11 protein-coding genes are annotated in these 18,925 nt (G+C 60.8%); 8 read left to right on the top strand and 3 right to left on the bottom strand.

Translation table 11 applies throughout. The annotated features are described in order from the left end of the window. The first annotated feature begins 2 nt into the window (after positions 1–2). The 7 genes from FFY45_RS19695 (at position 3) to FFY45_RS19725 (ending at position 15,077) form a co-directional block, all read left to right on the top strand. Positions 3–7,262: a hypothetical protein gene (locus FFY45_RS19695; RefSeq protein ID WP_176341733.1), complete on the top strand. Its 7,260-nt coding sequence runs from the start codon at positions 3–5 to the stop codon at positions 7,260–7,262. Between the two features lie 12 nt (positions 7,263–7,274). Then, on the top strand, positions 7,275–7,520 hold the full coding sequence (locus FFY45_RS19700; protein WP_176341734.1) for a hypothetical protein: 246 nt from the start codon (positions 7,275–7,277) through the stop codon (positions 7,518–7,520). Between the two features lie 105 nt (positions 7,521–7,625). Next, on the top strand, positions 7,626–7,985 hold the full coding sequence (locus tag FFY45_RS19705) for a hypothetical protein (protein ID WP_176341735.1): 360 nt from the start codon (positions 7,626–7,628) through the stop codon (positions 7,983–7,985). A gap of 608 nt (positions 7,986–8,593) precedes the next feature. Further along, positions 8,594–12,007 carry a DEAD/DEAH box helicase gene (locus FFY45_RS19710; RefSeq protein ID WP_255172089.1) on the top strand — a complete coding sequence of 1,138 codons (3,414 nt, stop codon included), beginning with the start codon at positions 8,594–8,596 and terminating at the stop codon, positions 12,005–12,007. Between the two features lie 76 nt (positions 12,008–12,083). Beyond that, positions 12,084–13,694, top strand: coding sequence for a restriction endonuclease (locus tag FFY45_RS19715; RefSeq protein WP_217902675.1), 1,611 nt, complete (start codon positions 12,084–12,086; stop codon positions 13,692–13,694). 12 nt (positions 13,695–13,706) lie between these two features. After that, the gene (locus FFY45_RS19720) at positions 13,707–14,504 is read left to right on the top strand and encodes an NYN domain-containing protein (protein WP_055828817.1); all 798 of its coding nucleotides are present in this window, start codon (positions 13,707–13,709) and stop codon (positions 14,502–14,504) included. A 207-nt stretch (positions 14,505–14,711) separates the two neighbouring features. Further along, positions 14,712–15,077, top strand: a complete 366-nt coding sequence (locus FFY45_RS19725; protein ID WP_176341737.1) for a hypothetical protein — start codon at positions 14,712–14,714, stop codon at positions 15,075–15,077. Positions 15,078–15,124: 47 nt separating this feature from the next. On the opposite strand, the gene mobQ is transcribed toward FFY45_RS19725, so the two are convergent. Continuing rightward, positions 15,125–16,717 (bottom strand): MobQ family relaxase, encoded by a 1,593-nt coding sequence (mobQ, locus tag FFY45_RS19730; protein ID WP_176341738.1) that lies wholly within the window; start codon positions 16,715–16,717, stop codon positions 15,125–15,127. A 256-nt stretch (positions 16,718–16,973) separates the two neighbouring features. Between mobQ and FFY45_RS19735 the strand changes: the two genes are divergently transcribed. Beyond that, the gene (locus tag FFY45_RS19735; protein WP_176341739.1) at positions 16,974–17,300 is read left to right on the top strand and encodes a hypothetical protein; all 327 of its coding nucleotides are present in this window, start codon (positions 16,974–16,976) and stop codon (positions 17,298–17,300) included. A 25-nt stretch (positions 17,301–17,325) separates the two neighbouring features. Here the strand turns inward: FFY45_RS19735 and FFY45_RS19740 are convergent, their stop codons facing one another. Further along, positions 17,326–18,216, bottom strand: a complete 891-nt coding sequence (locus tag FFY45_RS19740; protein ID WP_176341740.1) for a hypothetical protein — start codon at positions 18,214–18,216, stop codon at positions 17,326–17,328. Positions 18,217–18,271: 55 nt separating this feature from the next. After that, the gene (locus FFY45_RS19745) at positions 18,272–18,922 is read right to left on the bottom strand and encodes a hypothetical protein (protein WP_176341750.1); all 651 of its coding nucleotides are present in this window, start codon (positions 18,920–18,922) and stop codon (positions 18,272–18,274) included. Positions 18,923–18,925: the final 3 nt, after the last annotated feature.

Here is an 18,925-nt window from a genome sequence, read left to right on the forward strand (position 1 = left end):
CCATGAGCAGGTTCACGCTAGGCGTACAAGCCACCTTGCTGCTGCCGTCGGCATCGCACGCACTCGTCGATGCCGATGCGGCCGGCTATGGCCTGCAATTCGGCTTTGCGTTCGGCGATGGCCCTGCCCAATTCGTGGTGGGGCCATCGCCGCGGCAGCCGCCGCTGAGCCTGGGCACGGTGATCGAACAGATCGCCAAGATGCTGGGGATCGATGCGGTCGGGCAGATTGCGCATCTGAGCGCCTCGCTGCCATGGAGCAAGATCTTCGAGGTGCAGATCGCGCCATATCTCACTGTGTCGATCGGCGAGGTGACGGCAGTACAACTGGTGGTGCAACTGTACGACGACGATGGCTACGGCATCCGGCTCGGCGGCAGCTATGGCCCGGTCACCATCGAGCCGAAATTCACCGTCTACGATCTGATCGTCGGTTACGACACGTCCAAGGATGGGCTGGCGGTCAGTGCACGCGTGGCGTTTTCGGAGCAGGACGCGTTTATGCAGACGCGTTTGCTCGCGGCAGGGATCCAACCGGCAACGACGATCGCAGCACCGCTGGACGATGACGCGAAGACCTCGGTCGTCAACTATCCGTTCCCGGTCCCCGCGCAGGGCGGCAGCAATTTCCAGGTGAAGTATCTGGGCCTGGGCCAGCGCTTCGGCCCGCGCGCGGATATGACCAAGGACGATCCGATTGCGGCGATGTTTACCGAACTCGAATCGACGTTCACCACCAACGACCCGCGGCAACTGCTGGATAGCCTGGGCACGTATTACGACGCATCGCGCGACTGGTTCGTGGCCGCACACATCCTGGTGCGTGGCTGGGACATCCGTGCCGTCTTCAACGATCCAGTGCTCTATGGACTGGAAATCACCTGCTCGGCCGACCAGTTCAAAGGACTGCTGTTCGAAATCCTGTACCAAAAACTCGGCCCACATCTTGGCGTGTATTACGGCGCGCTGACGATGCCCACGCAGTTCCGTCAGATCAACCTCGGCGCGGTGGCGCTCACGCTGCCCTCGTTCAAGATCTGGATCTACACCAATGGCGACTTCAAGGTCAGCGTCGGCTGGCCGCTCGGCGACGATTCGATCGGCGTGCAGGTCTACATCTTCACCGGCGGCTGCGGCTTCTACTTCGGCAAGCTGCGCAGCGGCGACAATCCAGCCAGCGCCACCGCCGCGCTGAAGGCAATCGGCTCGGCGGCGGTCACCGACGTGGTCAGCTACAACCCGATTGTGACCTTCGGTCTGGCGATGTGGTTCGGGGTCGGGCGTTCGATCAGTGCGGGCCCATTCTCGGCGTCGCTGTCGCTGACCGCGCAGGGCACCTTCCAGGGCATCCTGGCATGGCGCGACGCGGCGGATGGCGGCTCGGTTTCGAAGACGCCCGATTATTTCTGGTTCGCCGCCACCGTCGGCATCGTCGGGCAGTTGCAGGGCGAGGTCGATCTGAGCGTGGTCAAACTCTCGGTGCTTGTGCGGCTCTCGGTGGTTGCCGGCATCGCATTCGAAACCGGCTACGGCACGGTCATCAACGTCACCGCGCGCGTGGACGCCGAGGCACGCCTGAAGATCCTGTTCGTCACGATCTCGGTGGGCTTCCACACCACAATTTCCACCTCTTTCGAGATCACCGGCGGCACCCCGGCCAGCCTGGATGGACCGCTCGATCCCGCCTTCCATGGCATGAACGACTGGGCGCATCGCGGCATCGAACAGCATGAGCGCAGTCTGCTCGCCCATCGTCAGCGGCTGCGTGCTGCCACCGCACCGCTGGCCCGGACCGCATGGCACGCAAGTCCGCCGGTCGAGCCGGTCGAGGTGGCGCTGTCGTTCCTCCTGCAGCCGTCGGTGGTGTATACGGCTGACGTCGGCAGCGCAGTCGGCGTGGCGACGCTGATCATCGGTGCGCCCGGCGCCAGCGACGCCGCGCACTTGAGCGCGCTCGAGATGCTGGTCGGCGCGCTCGCATCATGGCTCTTGCGCACCTGGTCCAACGGTACCGGCAGTTGGGCCCAGGTGATCGCGAACCTGGGACAAGGCCGCGCTTTGCCACCTGCCGAGTGGGATAAGACGCTGACCGGTTGCCTGTCCACCGACGTCCGCTTCACGCTCAATCCGATCGATCTGAGCGTGCATCGCGAGGACGGCGACTGGGCGATGTTCCCGATGTTCGACGCGCTGCAGATGAGCTTGACCGGACAGGATACGCCGCTGGTGTTCGCCGACCACGCGCGCACCTATCCGGATTACCGTCAGGCCGTCGAGGCCTATTTCGCCCAGCTCTCGCTCAGCGTGCTGACCGACAACCCCGACCTGCGCGGCGCGGCACGCTTCGGCGCAGCCGACGGCGACGCGCCGCAGGGTCCGTCGCTGACGGCTTACATGTTCGACGATTACTTCCTCACGCTGTGCCGCCAGATGGCGAGCAGCCTCGCCGACGCAGAGCGCGAGACGGGGCAACCCGGCGCACTGCCGGACACCGCGCTGACGCGCACCCTGGGGGGCATGACCTCGCGCTACCTGATGAACGGCATGCGCCTTCCCGACCCGGCCACGACGCCAGCAGATATCGAGAAGGTCGATCTATCCACGCTCGACATTGCCGCCGGCTACGCGCTCAACGGGCAGCAGTTCGCAATTGCGAACAACGCAAGCGAGCCGCCCACCAGTGTCTCGGCGACCCTCTCGCTTGCACCCGCCCCGCTCGGCGCGGTGGCGGCAATTCCGGTGAAATTCGCCGGTGGCGGCAGCAGCGTCACCTCAACGATGCCCGTCGAAGCTGTGCCACCGGTGCCCTGCCCGCTGTGGAGCCGACGCGGCCTGGCGCTTGCCGCAGCTGCAACCGTCAGCGTGGCGCCGATCCCGCCGGTGCATGGCGAGGCCGTCTGGTATGCCGCGCGCGATCGCCTGCCCTGGACAGCACCAGACGCGCCAGCACGCTTCGTAGTGCCGCTGCCGCCGGCGGTGCTGCAGCAGTCGGCCAGCGCGCCGCTCACCTTGACGGTCCAGACCGGCAGGCCGCAGACCTCGGACCCGGCCTGCCTGCAGCAGGTCAACCCGGCCCTGATGATCCAGGTGCCGATCTGGCTAGTGAATCGCGCCGCAGCCGGCAGTGTGGATGGCGACGGCGGCCCTGCGAATCCGTATTACACCGATATCTACCGCATCGGCGGTGCAGACGACGCCACGCGCGAGCGCATCCATGCCTTACTGAGCGCGCAAGCACTGGCCGGCGCAACGCTTTCGGTGCTCTACGACGCCACCACCACCGGCTACCAGTCCGACGCAATCGCGTTGTCCGCGCAACCGATATTGCTGGCAAAGACCAACCTGTCGACAAGCAGCGAACCGGCGCTTGCGAATGTGCCGATGCGCCAGACCTTGCTGCGCGCGGGCGACGACCCACTCGGCCCGGTGTCGACACTTTTCCCCGATCCGCAACACCCCGACGCCCCGGAAAACCAGCAGCGCCTCGAAGCGCTTCTGCAATTGATCTGGGAAGTCAGCGTCACCCAGTCGGATGGCTATTTCCTGCGCTACGCAGACGTCAGCGGCCAACCGCTACCGGTGCGTATCTTCACCCCCAAAGGGCAACCGGCGCCCACCGACGGCATTGCCAACGGCGACACCGCCACCCTTACGCTGCTGGTGAGCTTCCCCGCCTCGACCACATTCCAGCCCTGGCACAACGCGTTCGCGCTCGCGCCACAGGGCAGCGTGGACGGCACGCTGTATCTCGGCGTCGCCGACGCCGCAGGCACGCCGCTGCTGCACTACCAGCCGTCCTATCCACCCGGCTGTCTTGGCTTTGTGGCCGACTGGTCGCTTGCCAACACGATGCTCGCGCGCGAAGCCGGCACGCTGTACGACGCCGACTGGATCGCCGCCCTCTATCACCTGCTGCAGTTCCGCATCGACGGCGCAGAGGCCGACAGCGCGGTTCCGTTCGGCACCTCGCTGTGGAGTCTGGCGCTGAGCCCGTCGTCCGACAGCGCCGGGGAGGACGCGGCCAACGCTGCGCGCCCGGACAGCTTCGACGCGGCCCAGCAGAGCTATCGGCAAGTGGTGCCTGCCTATCGCTTCGTCACCCAGAATGGACTGGTCAGCAGCACGCCGTTGCCCTACGCGGCGATCGGCGGCAAGCCGAATCTGACGCTGCGCGTGAACGACGTGTTCGGCAACGCGCTCGACGGCGCGACCGACACCTTTACCACCGACTTCCCGGTGCTTTACAACGATGCGCTGCTCGCGCCAATGGAATGGCCTGGCGTGCGCTGCGCCTATCGCTTCGAACCCGGCCAGCTGGACAAGCCTAGCCAGCTGGGCTTGTCGATGCAGTTCGACCCCAGCCTTGTGATCCGCACCGATCCGGCGCTGGCCCACGTGCGCGTACATGGCCTGGCAACTGGTGCGACCGCAACCGACGACGACCGCGCCCAGCAGCAGATTCGCGCAGCACTCGGTCGCTATGCCACCGTGGCCGCGCAATTGGCAGATCCGCATACCTGCGTGACGCTCACCCAATCGGTGTTGCCCTCCAACGGCGGCGAACTCGGCGACGGTAGCGCCATCAAGCAGGCGCTGACTGCGTTCGCAAACGACATCGTGCAGCAGTTGAGCAACGCGCTCGGCGGCGGCACGGCAACGCCCAAAAGCCTGCTGCTGCAGCTCCCCTTCGACAAGACCGATCTGGCAAATCGCGGCGATGATTTGTTTGCGGTAACGGTCACGCTCACCTTCGCCCGACCGCCCGAGTTGGTCGACGAGGTAGCCCGCACTGGCATGCCGCGCGCGGTGTCGGTGGCGATGCCGCTGGCCGCCGATCTCGACCCGCCGTCGCAGGGCACTGCCCGCGCACGCCAGCGCGCTGCTGCCAGCGGCACGGCCCCGGTGGAAGATGTCGGCCTGGCCTGGTTTGCCAGCCAGTTCGAGGCCAGCTTCGCGGGTTTCGATGGCGCCGACGGCACCACCCGGCTCGCCGTGCGCACAGCAGCCGACAGCCCGGCAACCGGCGACGGCGGGGCCTCGCTATGGGGCATGCGCTGGAGCAAGACCCACGGCATCCATGTGCAGTTCCGCCAGGACGCGGCCAGCTACTTCACCCTGCTGCCGCTCAACACCAAGCTGATGTCTGGTCCCGCCCAGGTGCCTGTCTACAATCCCGATACGCTCCTGCCGACCTACACCACGCAGACCTTCAGTGGCGTGGATGTCGATGCCTGGGCGCAGAGCTTTTTATCCGCATTCGACGAACTGCTCGCGCCGGCAAACTGCGCCGCGCTCGCCGCGCTCGACGGTGCCGCCTACCAGACGCTGATGGGGCATAAAGCCACCCTGGCAAAAGCGCTCGCGCGCGGTGTCGGCCCGGTGTTCCCAGCGCTTTCCGGCGGCGATCTTGCCGCCGCGCAGGATCAATTCGAACAAAGCGTACTGGCCGCACTCTCGACCGCCTACGCAGTCTCCTCGATCGTACAAATGCCGGCCGACGTCTTCGTGGCCAACACCGCAGAAGCGTGCACGCTGCCACCGCGTTTCTTCGGTGGCCTCACTGCCAGCGCTAAGGCAAGTGGCCCGACCGAAACCCTACCCTCCTCCTGCAGCATCAGCAGCGCAAAGCTGCCGATTGCCACAGCTACCGCGTCCACGCCTGGCCTGCTCAATTTCCTGGTGACGGCCGCGCACGCGGGCAACGATGCCAACCTGCATCTGGACCTGACCTACGGCGCACGTTTCGTCGAGCATCTGATCGACGACACGCAAGCGGCATTCGGCTATACGCCGTCGCAATGGCTGCGCTTCGTGCTCGAGCTTCCCAACGATCCGCTGTCCATGCCGCTTGGTGCGATCGACGCACCGGTGCCGGTGCGCGCGTTTCCCGCCTCGCCGGTGCTGCAGACGCAGCGCGCCGAACAGACAACGCCGGTTAGTTTCACCGCCTCGGCCACCACCGCGTTGCAATGGGATTACTCGACCCGGCTCGTGCTGGCCGAGCAGGAAGCGCAGGACGAACTGTGGCTGACGCTGACCTATAACCGGCCAGTGAGCGGCACGCTGCGCGGCCGGCAACTCTCCGAGCTCGGCACCATCGAAGCCGTGTTCGAGGCGTTGGCCGCGTTCATGGCCGCCTGGCCGGTGTTGCGGCCCGCCGTGCTGGCGGTGCAGCAGAGTGCGTTCGACGCACATGTGGGCATGCCGACACCACAGCAGGTGATCGGCGCACTGCTCGATCAGATCGGCCATGTCACCGCTGCATGGGCGGCATGGCGCGGCCCGCCCGGCGATGCAGCCCGGGTGCTGCTCGCCAACGCACCGGTAGCGCAGTCGAGCACGGGCTACGTCTTGAATCTTTCGCATGCGTTCGACGAACAGAAAACCGTACAGCTGTTCGCCCAGGGTGCGTATGCGAACGGCCAATGCGATGCCTCAAGCATCGTCTGGCCAGCCATTAATGGCCAGATGCACGGCGAGGTGTCACCCGCTGGCGCGGCTGCACCCGACGACACGGCGTGCTGGTTCATGGCGACCTACGCCTACGCGGCGTTGCCCGAAGCAGCCACCGGCACCCTCGACTTCGTCTGGGAGAACCTGGACATCGCCACGCGCCAGACCGGCTACTCGACCTGGTGGATCGTCCGCAACGCCAATCTTGCCAGCGCCAACGGCGTAAGGACCAATCCCGCCCTGATCTACCGGACGCCGGAGGTCTCGTTCGCCTCGCCAGTGGTGCCGATCATCACCGTACCGCGCTGCACCTTCGGCTCCGGCGACGCACTGGCCGACGCAATCGAAAACGCGTTGGCGCCGCTCGCCGAGGCCACCAGCGCAGCGGCCAAGGAACGCCTGCTCAAAATCGCTGCCACGTATAGCTACCAGATCGCCGCGCCAGCACAAGGTGGCACCGGCCTGTGGAGCGACATGCCGATTTTGCTGGCCACCGACGTGCGACTCACCAGCGATGACGCGCAAGCCGTCTCGGATGATGCCGTGACGCTGCCTGTGCTGGCCGGACAATTGGCCAACGACTGCGCGCGCTGGTTGGCGATCATGCAGCCATCCACCGACGTCGCACTGCTGCGTCTGGACGTCACGTTGTTCGCCAATGTGGAAGGCACTCAAGTACCGATCGTGCTTGCGCCCGAGCTGGAGATCCAGGTTCCGCCGGGCGGGTGGAAGCCCCCCCCCCATGAACGCCAACGACAGCTCCGACGCCGAGGGCGTAGCGAGGCCGCCCGTTCCGCCTCGCATCATTGAAGGAACCGCATCATGCCTACCACCGTGAAGCAAATCCCCGGCTTCCGCGCCATCGCAAGCGGCAACAACATCGTGGTCCAGGCCGGCAACCCGACCCAGTACCTCGTCTCGCATATCGCGCCGTATCCCAACCGGGATCTGGTGGTCGGCAACACCTACAGCATCTCGGACCCGAATTATCCGCCCGGAATCTTAGTAGAGCTGGTGCACGCGCCAGGTGGCGGAATGCAGACCGCCACGTTCCAGCAGCAAACGTAATGTGGACCGGCGGCGACCCAGCCGACACGCCGGGCCGCCACCGGCTTGCGGGCAGTCGCGATGCAAGACCACCGGAGTGACACCCATGCGCTATCGGAGGATGCAATGACGGGCAAAGTCTATATCGCAAACATCAGCGCCTCGGCCGCGACGTACTCCATCAATAACACGCCTGTCAGCACGCCCGCACGCCCGATGAATTTCGCCACATGCACGCCCTACTTCGTCATCGTCGCACGCTCGCGCTACCCGGACCCATCCGGCACCTTCGCCATGGGATCCAACGACTTCTCCGTGCAGTTCGCGGACACGATTCCGCCCGAGCACAAACAAATCGATTGCGTCGTCGTGATTCCCGACAGCAGCTCGATCGACTATGACCTGATTCTCTACGTGTTCCGCAATTCGGTCAGCCTGCTTTCCAGCCGGGGGATCGTGCTGCCCAACACCACACAAGCGGCTTGAGGTAAGCGTCGGAGATGGGTTCTTCGATGCTTCAGTCGAACAGATCGAGATTGGCCGCCATGCGCACGCCTGCTTCAAGAACACCAACCGGTTAATGGATGAACTGCGCTCTTGACCAGATAAATTTTTGGAATCGTAAGACGGATGTGGCTCTATAAAGTCGTCAACAGCGCATTGAGCGCTTTGGATAGAGGCTGAACTCAGCTACCTTGCTGCCGGACGCGTTTATAGCCGAACCACCCGCCTAGATTGGGCACGAAAGTGACAGCACATTCGGCAACAGTGGCCTGCGTCTGTCTTGCCAAGACGTCGAAGATGTCCCGGCTTGCGTCCTTCTCGGATCTTCGGGATCTCGAGAAAATCTTAACGCTGTGGTCAAGCAACAACGCGCCTTGATTTGGCGGAGAGAGTGGGATCGGATCACCTCCTACTTAACCCATTCAATCCGTTGCAGAAAGCGTGCTCGGCAGGTTTCCTGTCAATGTTTCCTCGATCATAGCCTTCGGCTTGGCCCGATTGCTAGCGCCCGCTTGCCTGTGAGGTAGATCGACGCTGGCACCGCTCCTCTGCGTAAACTGGACCGAAGCCAAATCACCACCGAGTCAAGGATGAGCCGTCCCTATCTTTCCAGCTCCATCGATCAGCTCGAGGAACTGTTTTCCACTTCCCAGAATGCCTCCCCGGTATTGCTCGCCATTGCGACCGAACTAGGGTTTAGAAGAACTGCACGGGCAAAAGAGTTGGAGGTCGAGGTGATGCAGACCTTGGCTCGCTTGAGCCCGGAAGCTGAGCAAGAACGTCCTGAACCCCCATCGCAGGCCGAAGGTGCCACCGGAGATGGGGACAGGCTCTGGTCTCCACCCGTGGCTCCGCCTGACTCGGCACACCGCCCAAAAATTTATGCCAATCGCCCCAAGGATGTGCTTGCTTCGTGGTCTGCACTGGAGGTGCTGTCACCGCAGACGTATGACCGCCCTACCGACCTGGCGAAGGGGGACCGAGCCATTGTTTCTATCAGCGATGGCCGCCTGCCTTGGGACAGAGGGCCTGCGAGCTCGCGCCCCAGGCAGAAGATTTATTTCCACATCGTTTTGGCAACCATTCCTGCCGCGCCCGCTTTCGCTGCATTGATAGACCGCTTCAAAGACTCCCGTCTTGAACGCCCGAGCGTTAAAGGTGACGTTGTTCTTGCCTCGTTGCTTGTGGACAAGGAAGGAATCCTTGCTGGAGAGGCACCCGTCTCGCTGTCCGCGTTCGGATGGGGCTTGCCTGTCGCCCTGGGAGGGTCGCTCAAGGATCTGGCTGCCTGGACCCAACAAGAACCGCGGCTGATCGAAGGCCTCACCAAGCAGTTGGGCGTTTCATCAACAGAGACCCCAGTTCCACTGACGTGGGAAGCGCTACAACGCGCTTCTTCCTGGCTGGTAGACACCCTTGGGTTATCCGGACACCAAGTAAGCGGCCCGACATTCGCTGTTGCCCATTACCTCTACTACACGTTGCGGATTGTTCCAGATCCGCTTCTTCTCAATAGCTTTTACCTGCGCGACTTGGCCAAGGCACGAGAGATCGCCAACAAAGGCGAACTCCCCAAAGCGTTGTCTCTCTATCTGGGCAGCCAGAAGCCAGCAGCACGACGGGACTTATTGAAAGACGATGCCGCCCTGGAAGCTTCGTTGGCTCCAGCCGATGTGCCACTGGGTCGATGGCCCACCCCTGCATCGCATACCCCTGCCCTGTTACAGCAGGCTGCTGTCAACTCGGCGGGGCGTTTGTCCGGAGGCCCCGGGATTTTAGGCGTCAATGGCCCACCTGGGACGGGAAAAAGCACACTGCTGCGGGACATTGTGGCGGATTTACTGACTCGCCGAGCCACAGCCATGTGCGCGTTCACCGACCCGACCCAAGCTTTTAAAGTCGGTTGGACAAAGAGGACCAAGGGAGAGACCCAGGAGCTTCACGCGCTGGATGCCAGCTTGCGGGGATTCGAGATGATCGTTGCCAGCTCGAACAACAAGGCAGTCGAGAACGTCAGTGCAGAAATGCCATCGCTGCAAGCGATTCCCGGCGACTCCCCCCTGCGCTATTTCGCGCCGTTGGCTTCTGATCTATTGGACCGAGAGGCATGGGGGTTGATGACAGCGGTCCTCGGCAATGCATCCAATCGGTCTGCGTTCCGAAAGAAATTTTGGGGAGACTCGCCACGCTCCCTTGAACGCTACCTCAAACAGGTCAGCGGCATCGCACCGCGTGAAGAGGGGTCTCCCGAGAGCCTGGCCGAACTTTGCGGTGCGCCATCTACTCCAAAGGAAGCCCAAGACCGCTGGGAGCGTGCTCGAAAGCATTTCAAGCAACTCTCCAGTGCGTGCTCCACGCGGTTGTCTCAGCTGGAAAGCTTGCGACGCGCCTTGATCCAACTACCCAAGCTGCGGGAAGACGAGAAGGAAAAACGCCAACAACATCTGGAGGCGTCCAGTCATGCCAACCAGGCACAGTCGCTGCTTGCTGCCTTGGTTCGAGATACACAGACCGCAACTTTGGCGCTACAGCAGTGTGAGACCGCGCTGTCCCATCATGCGCAAAAGCGACCTAGTTTTTTCAGTCTAAGGCGTCTTTTTGGTGCCCAGTCCGCCAAATCTTGGGAGGTCACGCATGGGCCTCTCAAACATCAGGCTGACATCGCAAAGACGGCGAAAGGCGTCGCTGTAGAAGCCCAATCCAAGGCAGATGGTTTGGCGCGGGCAGCTGGGCAGCAAGCAGTGATTGCTTCACAGGAACTCGAAAAGGCCCGTAAGAAACGCGAAGCGACGGAGCAGCAGTGCCACGAGGTGCAGATCGGCGCTGGAGCTCACGTGCTGGACGAGCATTTCCTTTCACTGCCGCACGAGCAGAAGCAGCTGGCCGTGCCCTGGCTGGACAGTGAGCTACAGAAGCTTCGAATGGAGGTCTTCGAAGCAGCAATGGAAGTGCATCGGGCCTTCATCGACGCAGCAGCTAAGCCCCTTCTCCATAACATCAACGCCTTGGTCGGAGGAAACTTCAACATTCCACCAGACCGACAGCACTTGAGCGGACATCTATGGAGCAGCTTGTTCCTGGTCGTGCCGGTCATTTCAACAACGTTTGCTTCCGTCGAGCGAATGTTGGGACGTCTTCCCCAGGAAACCTTTGGCTGGCTGCTGGTGGATGAAGCAGGGCAAGCGACGCCGCAAGCAGTCGTAGGTGCCCTGCTTCGATGTCAGCGAGCAGTGGTCGTGGGCGATCCGCAGCAAGTTGAGCCAGTCGTTCCGCTGCCTGACGTGCTGACTGCTGCCGTCCTTCGCGAGTTTGATGCCGACCCTGACAAATTCGGAGCCCCAAATGCGTCGGCTCAAACCTTGGCCGACGAGGCTGGAGACTATTGCGCCACGTTCGATACGGCCGGTGGATTCCGGACGGTGGGATCTCCCCTGCTCGTCCACCGTCGGTGTGCGTCGCCGATGTTCGAGATTTCCAACACAATTGCTTATGGCGGGTTGATGGTCCAGGCAAAGCCCCCTAAGGGCTCGAGCATTCGAGATGTCTTGGGCAACTCCCATTGGATAGACGTGCTTGGAAGTGCGCGGGACAAGTTCTCACCGGAGGAAGGCCAGCAACTGTTGCTTTTTCTCAGGACGTTGAGAAACAACGCGGTTCTCCCTGATCTCTACATCGTCACGCCCTTTGTCGCCGTTCAAGATGGCCTTCGAGAGCTGGTGAAGCAGGACGGCGTCTTGCAAGGCTGGGTGGAAAATGCCTCCAAGTGGCCATCCGAGCGGATTGGCACCGTCCACACTGTCCAAGGAAGAGAGGCGGAGGCCGTCATCATCGTTCTAGGGGCCCCGGACCCTGGCCAAAATGGCGCCCGGCAATGGGCCGGTTCGACGCCGAACCTGCTCAACGTCGCAGTCACCCGAGCCAAGGAAGCCGTTTACGTGATTGGTAATCGCTCACTTTGGTCAGCCGCTGGGAAATTTAGTGCGCTGAATCTAAAGCTGCGTTGAGCAACGATAGGATGGTACTCGCAACGCTTTCAAGATCAGACAAAACAAGGGGGAAGGTATGGGGAGACGGACAGGCTTGGAAGGATTCATCCGCGCAGCTGGACGAGCTGCGGCAAGCGCTGAGAGGGAACGCAAGCGGCAGGAGCGCATGCGTCAAACGCATTTTAGGCAATTGGAGCGCCATGCTCGCATGGCTGCGGCACAGCAAGTCCGCGATCAACGTGCGTTCGACCGTGAACAAAAAGAATCGGCTAAGCGAGCCAAAGCGGAATACCTCGATGACCGCCAGGGAGAGGTGGATGACCTCAACGCAGAGCTTGCCGACCGCATGGAGGACTTGCGTGGAATCCTTGCCCATACGCTGTCTCATGACGACACCATCGACTTTGCAAGTCTTCGGCATGTCGAGCCTTTTGAACGGTTCGAGACACCAAAGGATCTGCAACCTGCTCGCCCTCCCGAGATGCAGCCAGTTCCGCTCCCCACGGGCATCTATCGGTTCATTCCGGGTGCCTCTGGTCGCCATGCCGCAGCTGTAGCGAAAGCAACAGCGGCGCATAGGCTCGTGCTGAACGATTTTGAAGAAAAAGAAAGAGCCAAAAGCAATCGTGTTGCCGGACTGAAGGCCAAATACGAAAAGGAACGAGCAGTCTACGAAGCCGATGTCAAACGTCGCGACACCGAGATAGATGCTCTCCAATCGGCCTACATGGCGCACGATGCCGATGCGATCGTGGCCTACAACGAGATGGTTTTGACACGCTCAGAATATCCGTCCGAGGGCTTCCCCCAGGTCTTCAAACTTGCTTATGGCCAGGACTCGTCCGAGCTTGTCATCGAATACGATTTACCAGAAATATCAACGATTCCTGCAGATGCTGAATACCGCTACGTCAAGACGAAGGATCTCATTGAATCCAAGGCCCGTAAGCCGGCGGAGATCAAAGCACTCTATCAGGACATCATTGCTTCAATTGCGCTTCGAACCCTGCACGAAGTTTTCGAGGCAGATCAAGCGAACGCTTTATCGCTGGTCACCTTCAACGGCATGATCGACACGCACGACCCCGCGAGCGGCCGCGAGTTGCGAGTCCCGGTGGTTTCAGTTCGCACAACAAAGATAGCGTTTCTGGAACTCCGCTTGGAACGTGTAGAGAAGATCCCGTGCCTTCGGAACTTAGGCGCCCAGGTCTCCAATCGTCCAGACGAGCTCCAAGCAATCAAACCTATCATCGACTTCGACATGGTGGATAAGCGCTTCATCGAGCAGGGGGATGTGCTCTCCACACTCGAATCGCGGCCTAATCTGCTAGAACTGACTCCAGGAGAGTTTGAGGTGCTGGTGGCGAATCTGTTTTCGAAGATGGGCCTCGACACTAAGCTCACCCGCAACTCTCGCGATGGAGGCGTGGATGCAGTGGCCTTCGATACCCGTCCGGTGCTCGGTGGGAAGGTGGTTATCCAAGCAAAACGGTATCGCGACACAGTGGGTATTAGTGCTGTTCGAGATCTCTATGGAACCATGCAAAACGAGGGAGCGAGCAAAGGCATCTTGGTGTGCACCAGTGGCTATGGGCCAGACGCCTTCAACTTCGTCAAAAACAAGCCTCTGGAACTCATAGACGGCGGTGGATTGCTCTATTTGCTACGTGAGCATACCGGTATGGATGCTCGGATTGCTTCCTAGGGACGCGCAAACATGAGCAACTCAAACCTCCCGCACGAATCTCGCGTGGCTGTATTGGTCGACTGCGACAACGTGCCGACCGACATCGTGGAACACGCGTTACTCATGGTGGCGCAGTTCGGTCGGGTCGTGCTTCGCCGTGGGTATGGCAACCACAACACGCTCGCCAACAAGTGGCAGGAAGTTCTGGTCCGCCAGGCGTTCACTCCATGCCTTCAATACCAATACGCCTCCGGCAAGAACACCGCAGACATCGCTCTGGCACTAGACGCTTTGGAGGCACTGTTCGACAGCCGAGCCGACACGTTCTGCTTGGTCACCAGCGACTCCGACTTTTCCTACCTCTGCCGCAAGCTCCGGGAGCGTGGGGCAACGGTCTTCATCGTGGGCGAGCCCAAGACCCCGGATGCTTTGCGCAACGCCTGCGACCAGTTCTTCGAATGGGACCGGAAGGCCAAGGAAGCGGCAGCACCCGAAGTCCAGGGCAATGAACTTCCTGTCCTGAAATCGGAGGCGGCGAAAGAAGAAGCGCCCCGCGCTGAAGCCAAGCCGCTACCCAAGCGCCGCCCTCGGTTCTTGGTTGAAGCCGTCACCCTGCTGACGGGAGACACCTCTGAAGGCAAGGTTGGATTGGGAGCACTGGGCCAATACCTCAAACGCACTGACCCGTCTTTCTCACCCAACCTCTACGGCCACTCCGGTCTGCTCAACATGGTGAAAACCTACGACCTGCTGACCACGCAACGGGAGGAGACCGGCGGCTGGTCGGTCAGCATCGCGCACAAGCCAGAGCCCGCCGATACGGCGTGATTGCTCCCGTTGCCTCAGCGGCCATGTGCTTCTACAAACGACAAATCGGCGACGCCGACCCAGTTGAAATCTTTCCTATTCGTCAATTGGCATAACTGCCATCGAATTTCTTCGCGTATTCAAATTTGTGAAATGCAGCCACAAGCGAGCTCTTGCGTAAGCACCGTTTCTTGGTTGGATGAGGGCTTACCCAACACAGGAGCACCCATGCACCACCAAACGCAAATCCAAGTCGCCAGCCGCCTGCTCGGCCACCTCCTCCAGCAACACACCACACGCTTACCCCCTAACCAAGTGGAGGACATCCAATACTCACTCGATTTGGCTACAGAGTTGCTACGGCTCGGCGCGCCAGGGCCGGCAAGTCAAACCCAGGCGTCAGCCATGGCACCTTCTCAACCCATCCTCGTCAAACGAGCGGCTGTCGATCGCAGCGTCGTGCCGACCATGCCTGCTTCAATCGAGGAGTGGCGAGAGGCGCGCAAGAAGAAGAAAAACAAGGAGGACGTCCCCCGCCCCAAGGAGCCCATTGGGATCGAGCGGATAGATCTCCGCCCTCGTCCCCGGCACTAAGGACCCCATAAAAAAAAGCCCCGCACTTGCGGGGCTTTCGATATCCATCAGGGCCGCGGGCGCCGGCGTGTTGGTTGCGGAACAGGCACTGGCATCGGCGAAGGCTTGGGCATGGCTGGAGTAGCGTCGATAGATGCAACAGAGCCATGGACGATTTCAGGCTCTGGACTTGCGAGCATCGCTTCGCTCCACTGTTCCACTTGAGCCGCGCGGATCTCAATCTCGTTCTCGTAGTCGTTCCACCGCTGCTCGGAGACCGCTGCCCGGGCTGTCGCCAGTTCGGCTGTTCGTTTTTCCAGCACGGCCAACCGCCGTCCTCGTCGCTTTTCCCATTCTTGAGAGGACCACTCGCCATCGGGACGGGGATGGTCGCCGTTGAACTGCTCCCATGCCTGCTCAGCTAGGTGGAAGAGCTTCTTCGCACGCCCCAAGGCGCTGGTTCGTTGGGCGAACTTCACCATGCTGCGCTTGAGGCGGCCCAGTCGTTCGACCAGCCCATCAAGTCCTCGGCGAAGGTCGGCGTTGTCGACAAACGTCGCCGTTTGCGCCGTCCAGTTCCGCAACAGTCGCTGGGTTGCCACCAACACCAGGTCGGACCGAGTCGAGAGGATCTCTGCAAGGTCACGAGCCGCTTCCATGACCAACTCACCGATGGAGCGCATTGGTCGAGGTTCCATCTCTTCTGCAGACCAACCAAGCGCTTCGGACAGGCGCATGCCTCGAAGCCCGTGGATCTCCAAACCCGGCACAGAAGACGGAAGGTCTTTTGTGGAGCCAACCCTGTGTCGACGGTCGCGCTGCGCCCGGTCGTGGCTATGACCAGCGGAGCCCAGAGTCGCCCTGCCCTCCCGCTCAGCTTGGGCTAGCAGTTGTTCGAAAGCTTTCTCGTTGTCTCGCACGATGCGCGCATTCTCGGCGGCACGCTCAGTCATCACTCCCTTGCGGGCCAGTGCTGTGGCCGTCTTGCCTACGTGCTTTGTGGGCTGGCGGGACAGCACCATGGCTTCGGCCCAGTCCCCGCGAGCCAGAGCCTCCTCTGCTTGGACCTCCAGGCGGCGGTGGTCGACCCGAGCATCGATGCCGGCAGCGGCCAAGTGCTCGTTGATGGTGAATGCAATGGCTTGGCGGATCCACTCGATCTCGATCTTCCCCGACGCTCCGCCGTCCAGCTCCCTCGTTTTCTCGGCGAAGCCCTCGCTGGTCAGCCGACGCGTAGTGGCCAGCAGATGGACGTGATGGTTCAGCCCATCCCGTGAGCCCGGGGAGTGGATGCTGGCTTGCACAGCAAACCCGTAGCGGGCGACCAGGGCTTGCCCAATGGCCACAGCGAGATCGGACCGTTGTTCGTCATTGAGCTCGTGCGGCAACGCCACCTCGAACTCGCGGGCCACGACCGAGTTTTTTCGGTTCTCCGCCGCCTCGGCCTTTTGCCAGAGCTCGGCCGGGACGAGCGCCCAGTCGGGCGCGTCCTGGGGAGCGAGACACTCGGATGTCACGACTCCACCTCGTCGGCGGTAGTCGTGACGCTGGCCGGTGAGGTGATCGATAAGAAGCAGGCCAGCCCGATAAGCGGCTGCGGCCACAGCAGAGTCGCCGCGGGAACGACTAAAAACTTTGACGCGAGAGTGGTAGATGGCCATGCAGAGCTCCGGATGAGGTTGCTCTCTTTATGCCGTGGCTTTTGATTTGCGCAAGCGCGGAGCGCTTGGGGTCCAAGGGGCGGAGCCCTTTGCGCGCGCAATGTGAAACATTGCATAAGTGCGCTCTTGCTTCTTTCTTTTAAGCCTTGTTTTTCAGATCTTTTCGATTTCGAGGGATCCCAAATTTTCAAGCCGGCACGAACTTGACGCGAGCCATTTCTTTGGTTGACTCGTAAGCACGCAGAGGAGAAATCAGATGAGCGCGACAAATCACTACCACGACCGAATCCATCGAGCGACGGAACGACTGGCCCAACTTCAGGCGCGCGAACTTTTAGCGAGCCAACGTCAAGCGGCGAAAGCGAGGGAAACGCAGCGCCGCGAGGAAGCCAAGCGGCGCACGCGAGTGGCAGAGCTCGTGTTCCTTGCAGGCGCGGAATCGCTGGAGGATACCGAGTTGGTGGGCGCGCTATTGGCGCACGTGGGAAATCGGAGCGACGCGGCGATCCGTAACCAAGCGAGCTCACTCGGCGCGTTGCGGATGGCGAACGCCAAGGCTGATGAAAGTCAAATGATGAATTGACCAGAGCCGAGCCATCATCCAACCGTCAGTCATCCGGCTTCTCATAAATTACAAACACAACATCGGCAAGCCATATGTCGATAAATATTCTCTTTAAGTGGACAGGCGAGCAAACCAAGCCTTTCCATTTTTTAAGAATCGAGCTTATCGCTGACACGTCTCCCGTAAGTGCACGACCATTCCGATTAGGGGCGCCAACCGAAATTAGGAGCTCATCCGTTCCAGACTTATCCTTCTCGCCTATCACCCTCTGAAGAATTTCATCAAAGAGAGATTGACTTAAGTTGCTCTGCTGACCAGCAGAGATCTCAAAACCTGTTCGATTTGCAAAATCGCTTCCATGAAAGGGAATGTCCGCTACTGCAGTGACAGACCAGTCAACCCCCGAACCAACCACGCTCCCACTCGGCATCGGGGGGGAATCATCGCCAAAAAAATCAATGGCATTGGGGCGACTATCTGCACAACCTTCAATTTGACCGACCAAATCATAAAGAACCGAGTCAGAAAGTTTTGTCGGTTTACCCCCTAAACCGTTAAAGTTTAACCGAAACTCCATGCCAACGAGTCCCCTCAGCCTACCGGACTCATACAAAGATAGAAGTTTATCTTGCAACTTTGAGAAGAATTCAGCTCTTTGTATCCGATCCTCTGCGGGCCAAACAGTCAATTCAATCCCGCTCCGCACCCCATCCCTAGATATTAAAAAATCAGGCGGATCAAGGCCTGGTCCAAGTGTCTCGAATGCTAACTGTGGATTCTGCTTTTTGAGCAAATCGCTCAAATGCTTGAGATGATTAGCCTCCATAGATTGCTTTGACTGGTAAGCATCCCATTGAAAAACGGAGTCGGAAACCATATAAATTTCCTCACTACCTAAAGTTTTACCAATCAACGTTGGACGAATTGGAATCATCGCTTTCTCCTTGAAAAATTGACCCTTTCTTCCACCTGGCCACAATCAGCAAACTTCATCGCGCGGCCGGCGCAGTGCGCAGGTTGACCGCTCTGTATTGCCTCTGGTTGCCGTAACGCGGCCCGTTCTTCTCAAGCGTGGCGCAGAGCCGGCCTTCGCCACAGGGAGCTAGGTCAGCGCGCGAAACCCGCTCCCAATAGTCGATTGAGGTGCGGAGTTGCACCAGCTCGCTGCGCTTCTCGTTGATGATGCCCACCGAGTAAGCCACTGCCCCCAGGCCCAACACGCCCGCTACGAGCATCGTGGCGGATGCAATGCCCATGCGCCGCGTGATCCGTGTCTCCAGGGACTGCTGGGCCTGCGCGTAACGCCGAGTGGCTTGCTGCAATGTCTCGTCCGCAGTGGCCATTTCTTTGTTGAACCGCTTGGCGGCCGGTTCCAGCGTCTGCGTCAACGCTTGATTGGTCAGCTGCGTCAGTCTCGGGAGTGCGTTCTCCAGCACCCGATTGACCTTGGAGTCGGCGCTGCCCACCGCGCTTTGCAGCACTTGAAGTTGTTCGGCGATGAGATCGCGCAGGTTGTGTTCGCGCTGTTGCATGGATGACACCAGCGTCGTCAACACCTTGATGGTCTGCTGCAACGAGGCGTTCGAGGCGTTCAACATCGCCAGCATTTCCGCCATTGCAGAAGGGTCTTGCTTGTCCATGAG

This window comes from Xanthomonas hortorum, from assembly GCF_011305375.1.
GTDB lineage: Bacteria > Pseudomonadota > Gammaproteobacteria > Xanthomonadales > Xanthomonadaceae > Xanthomonas > Xanthomonas hortorum_E.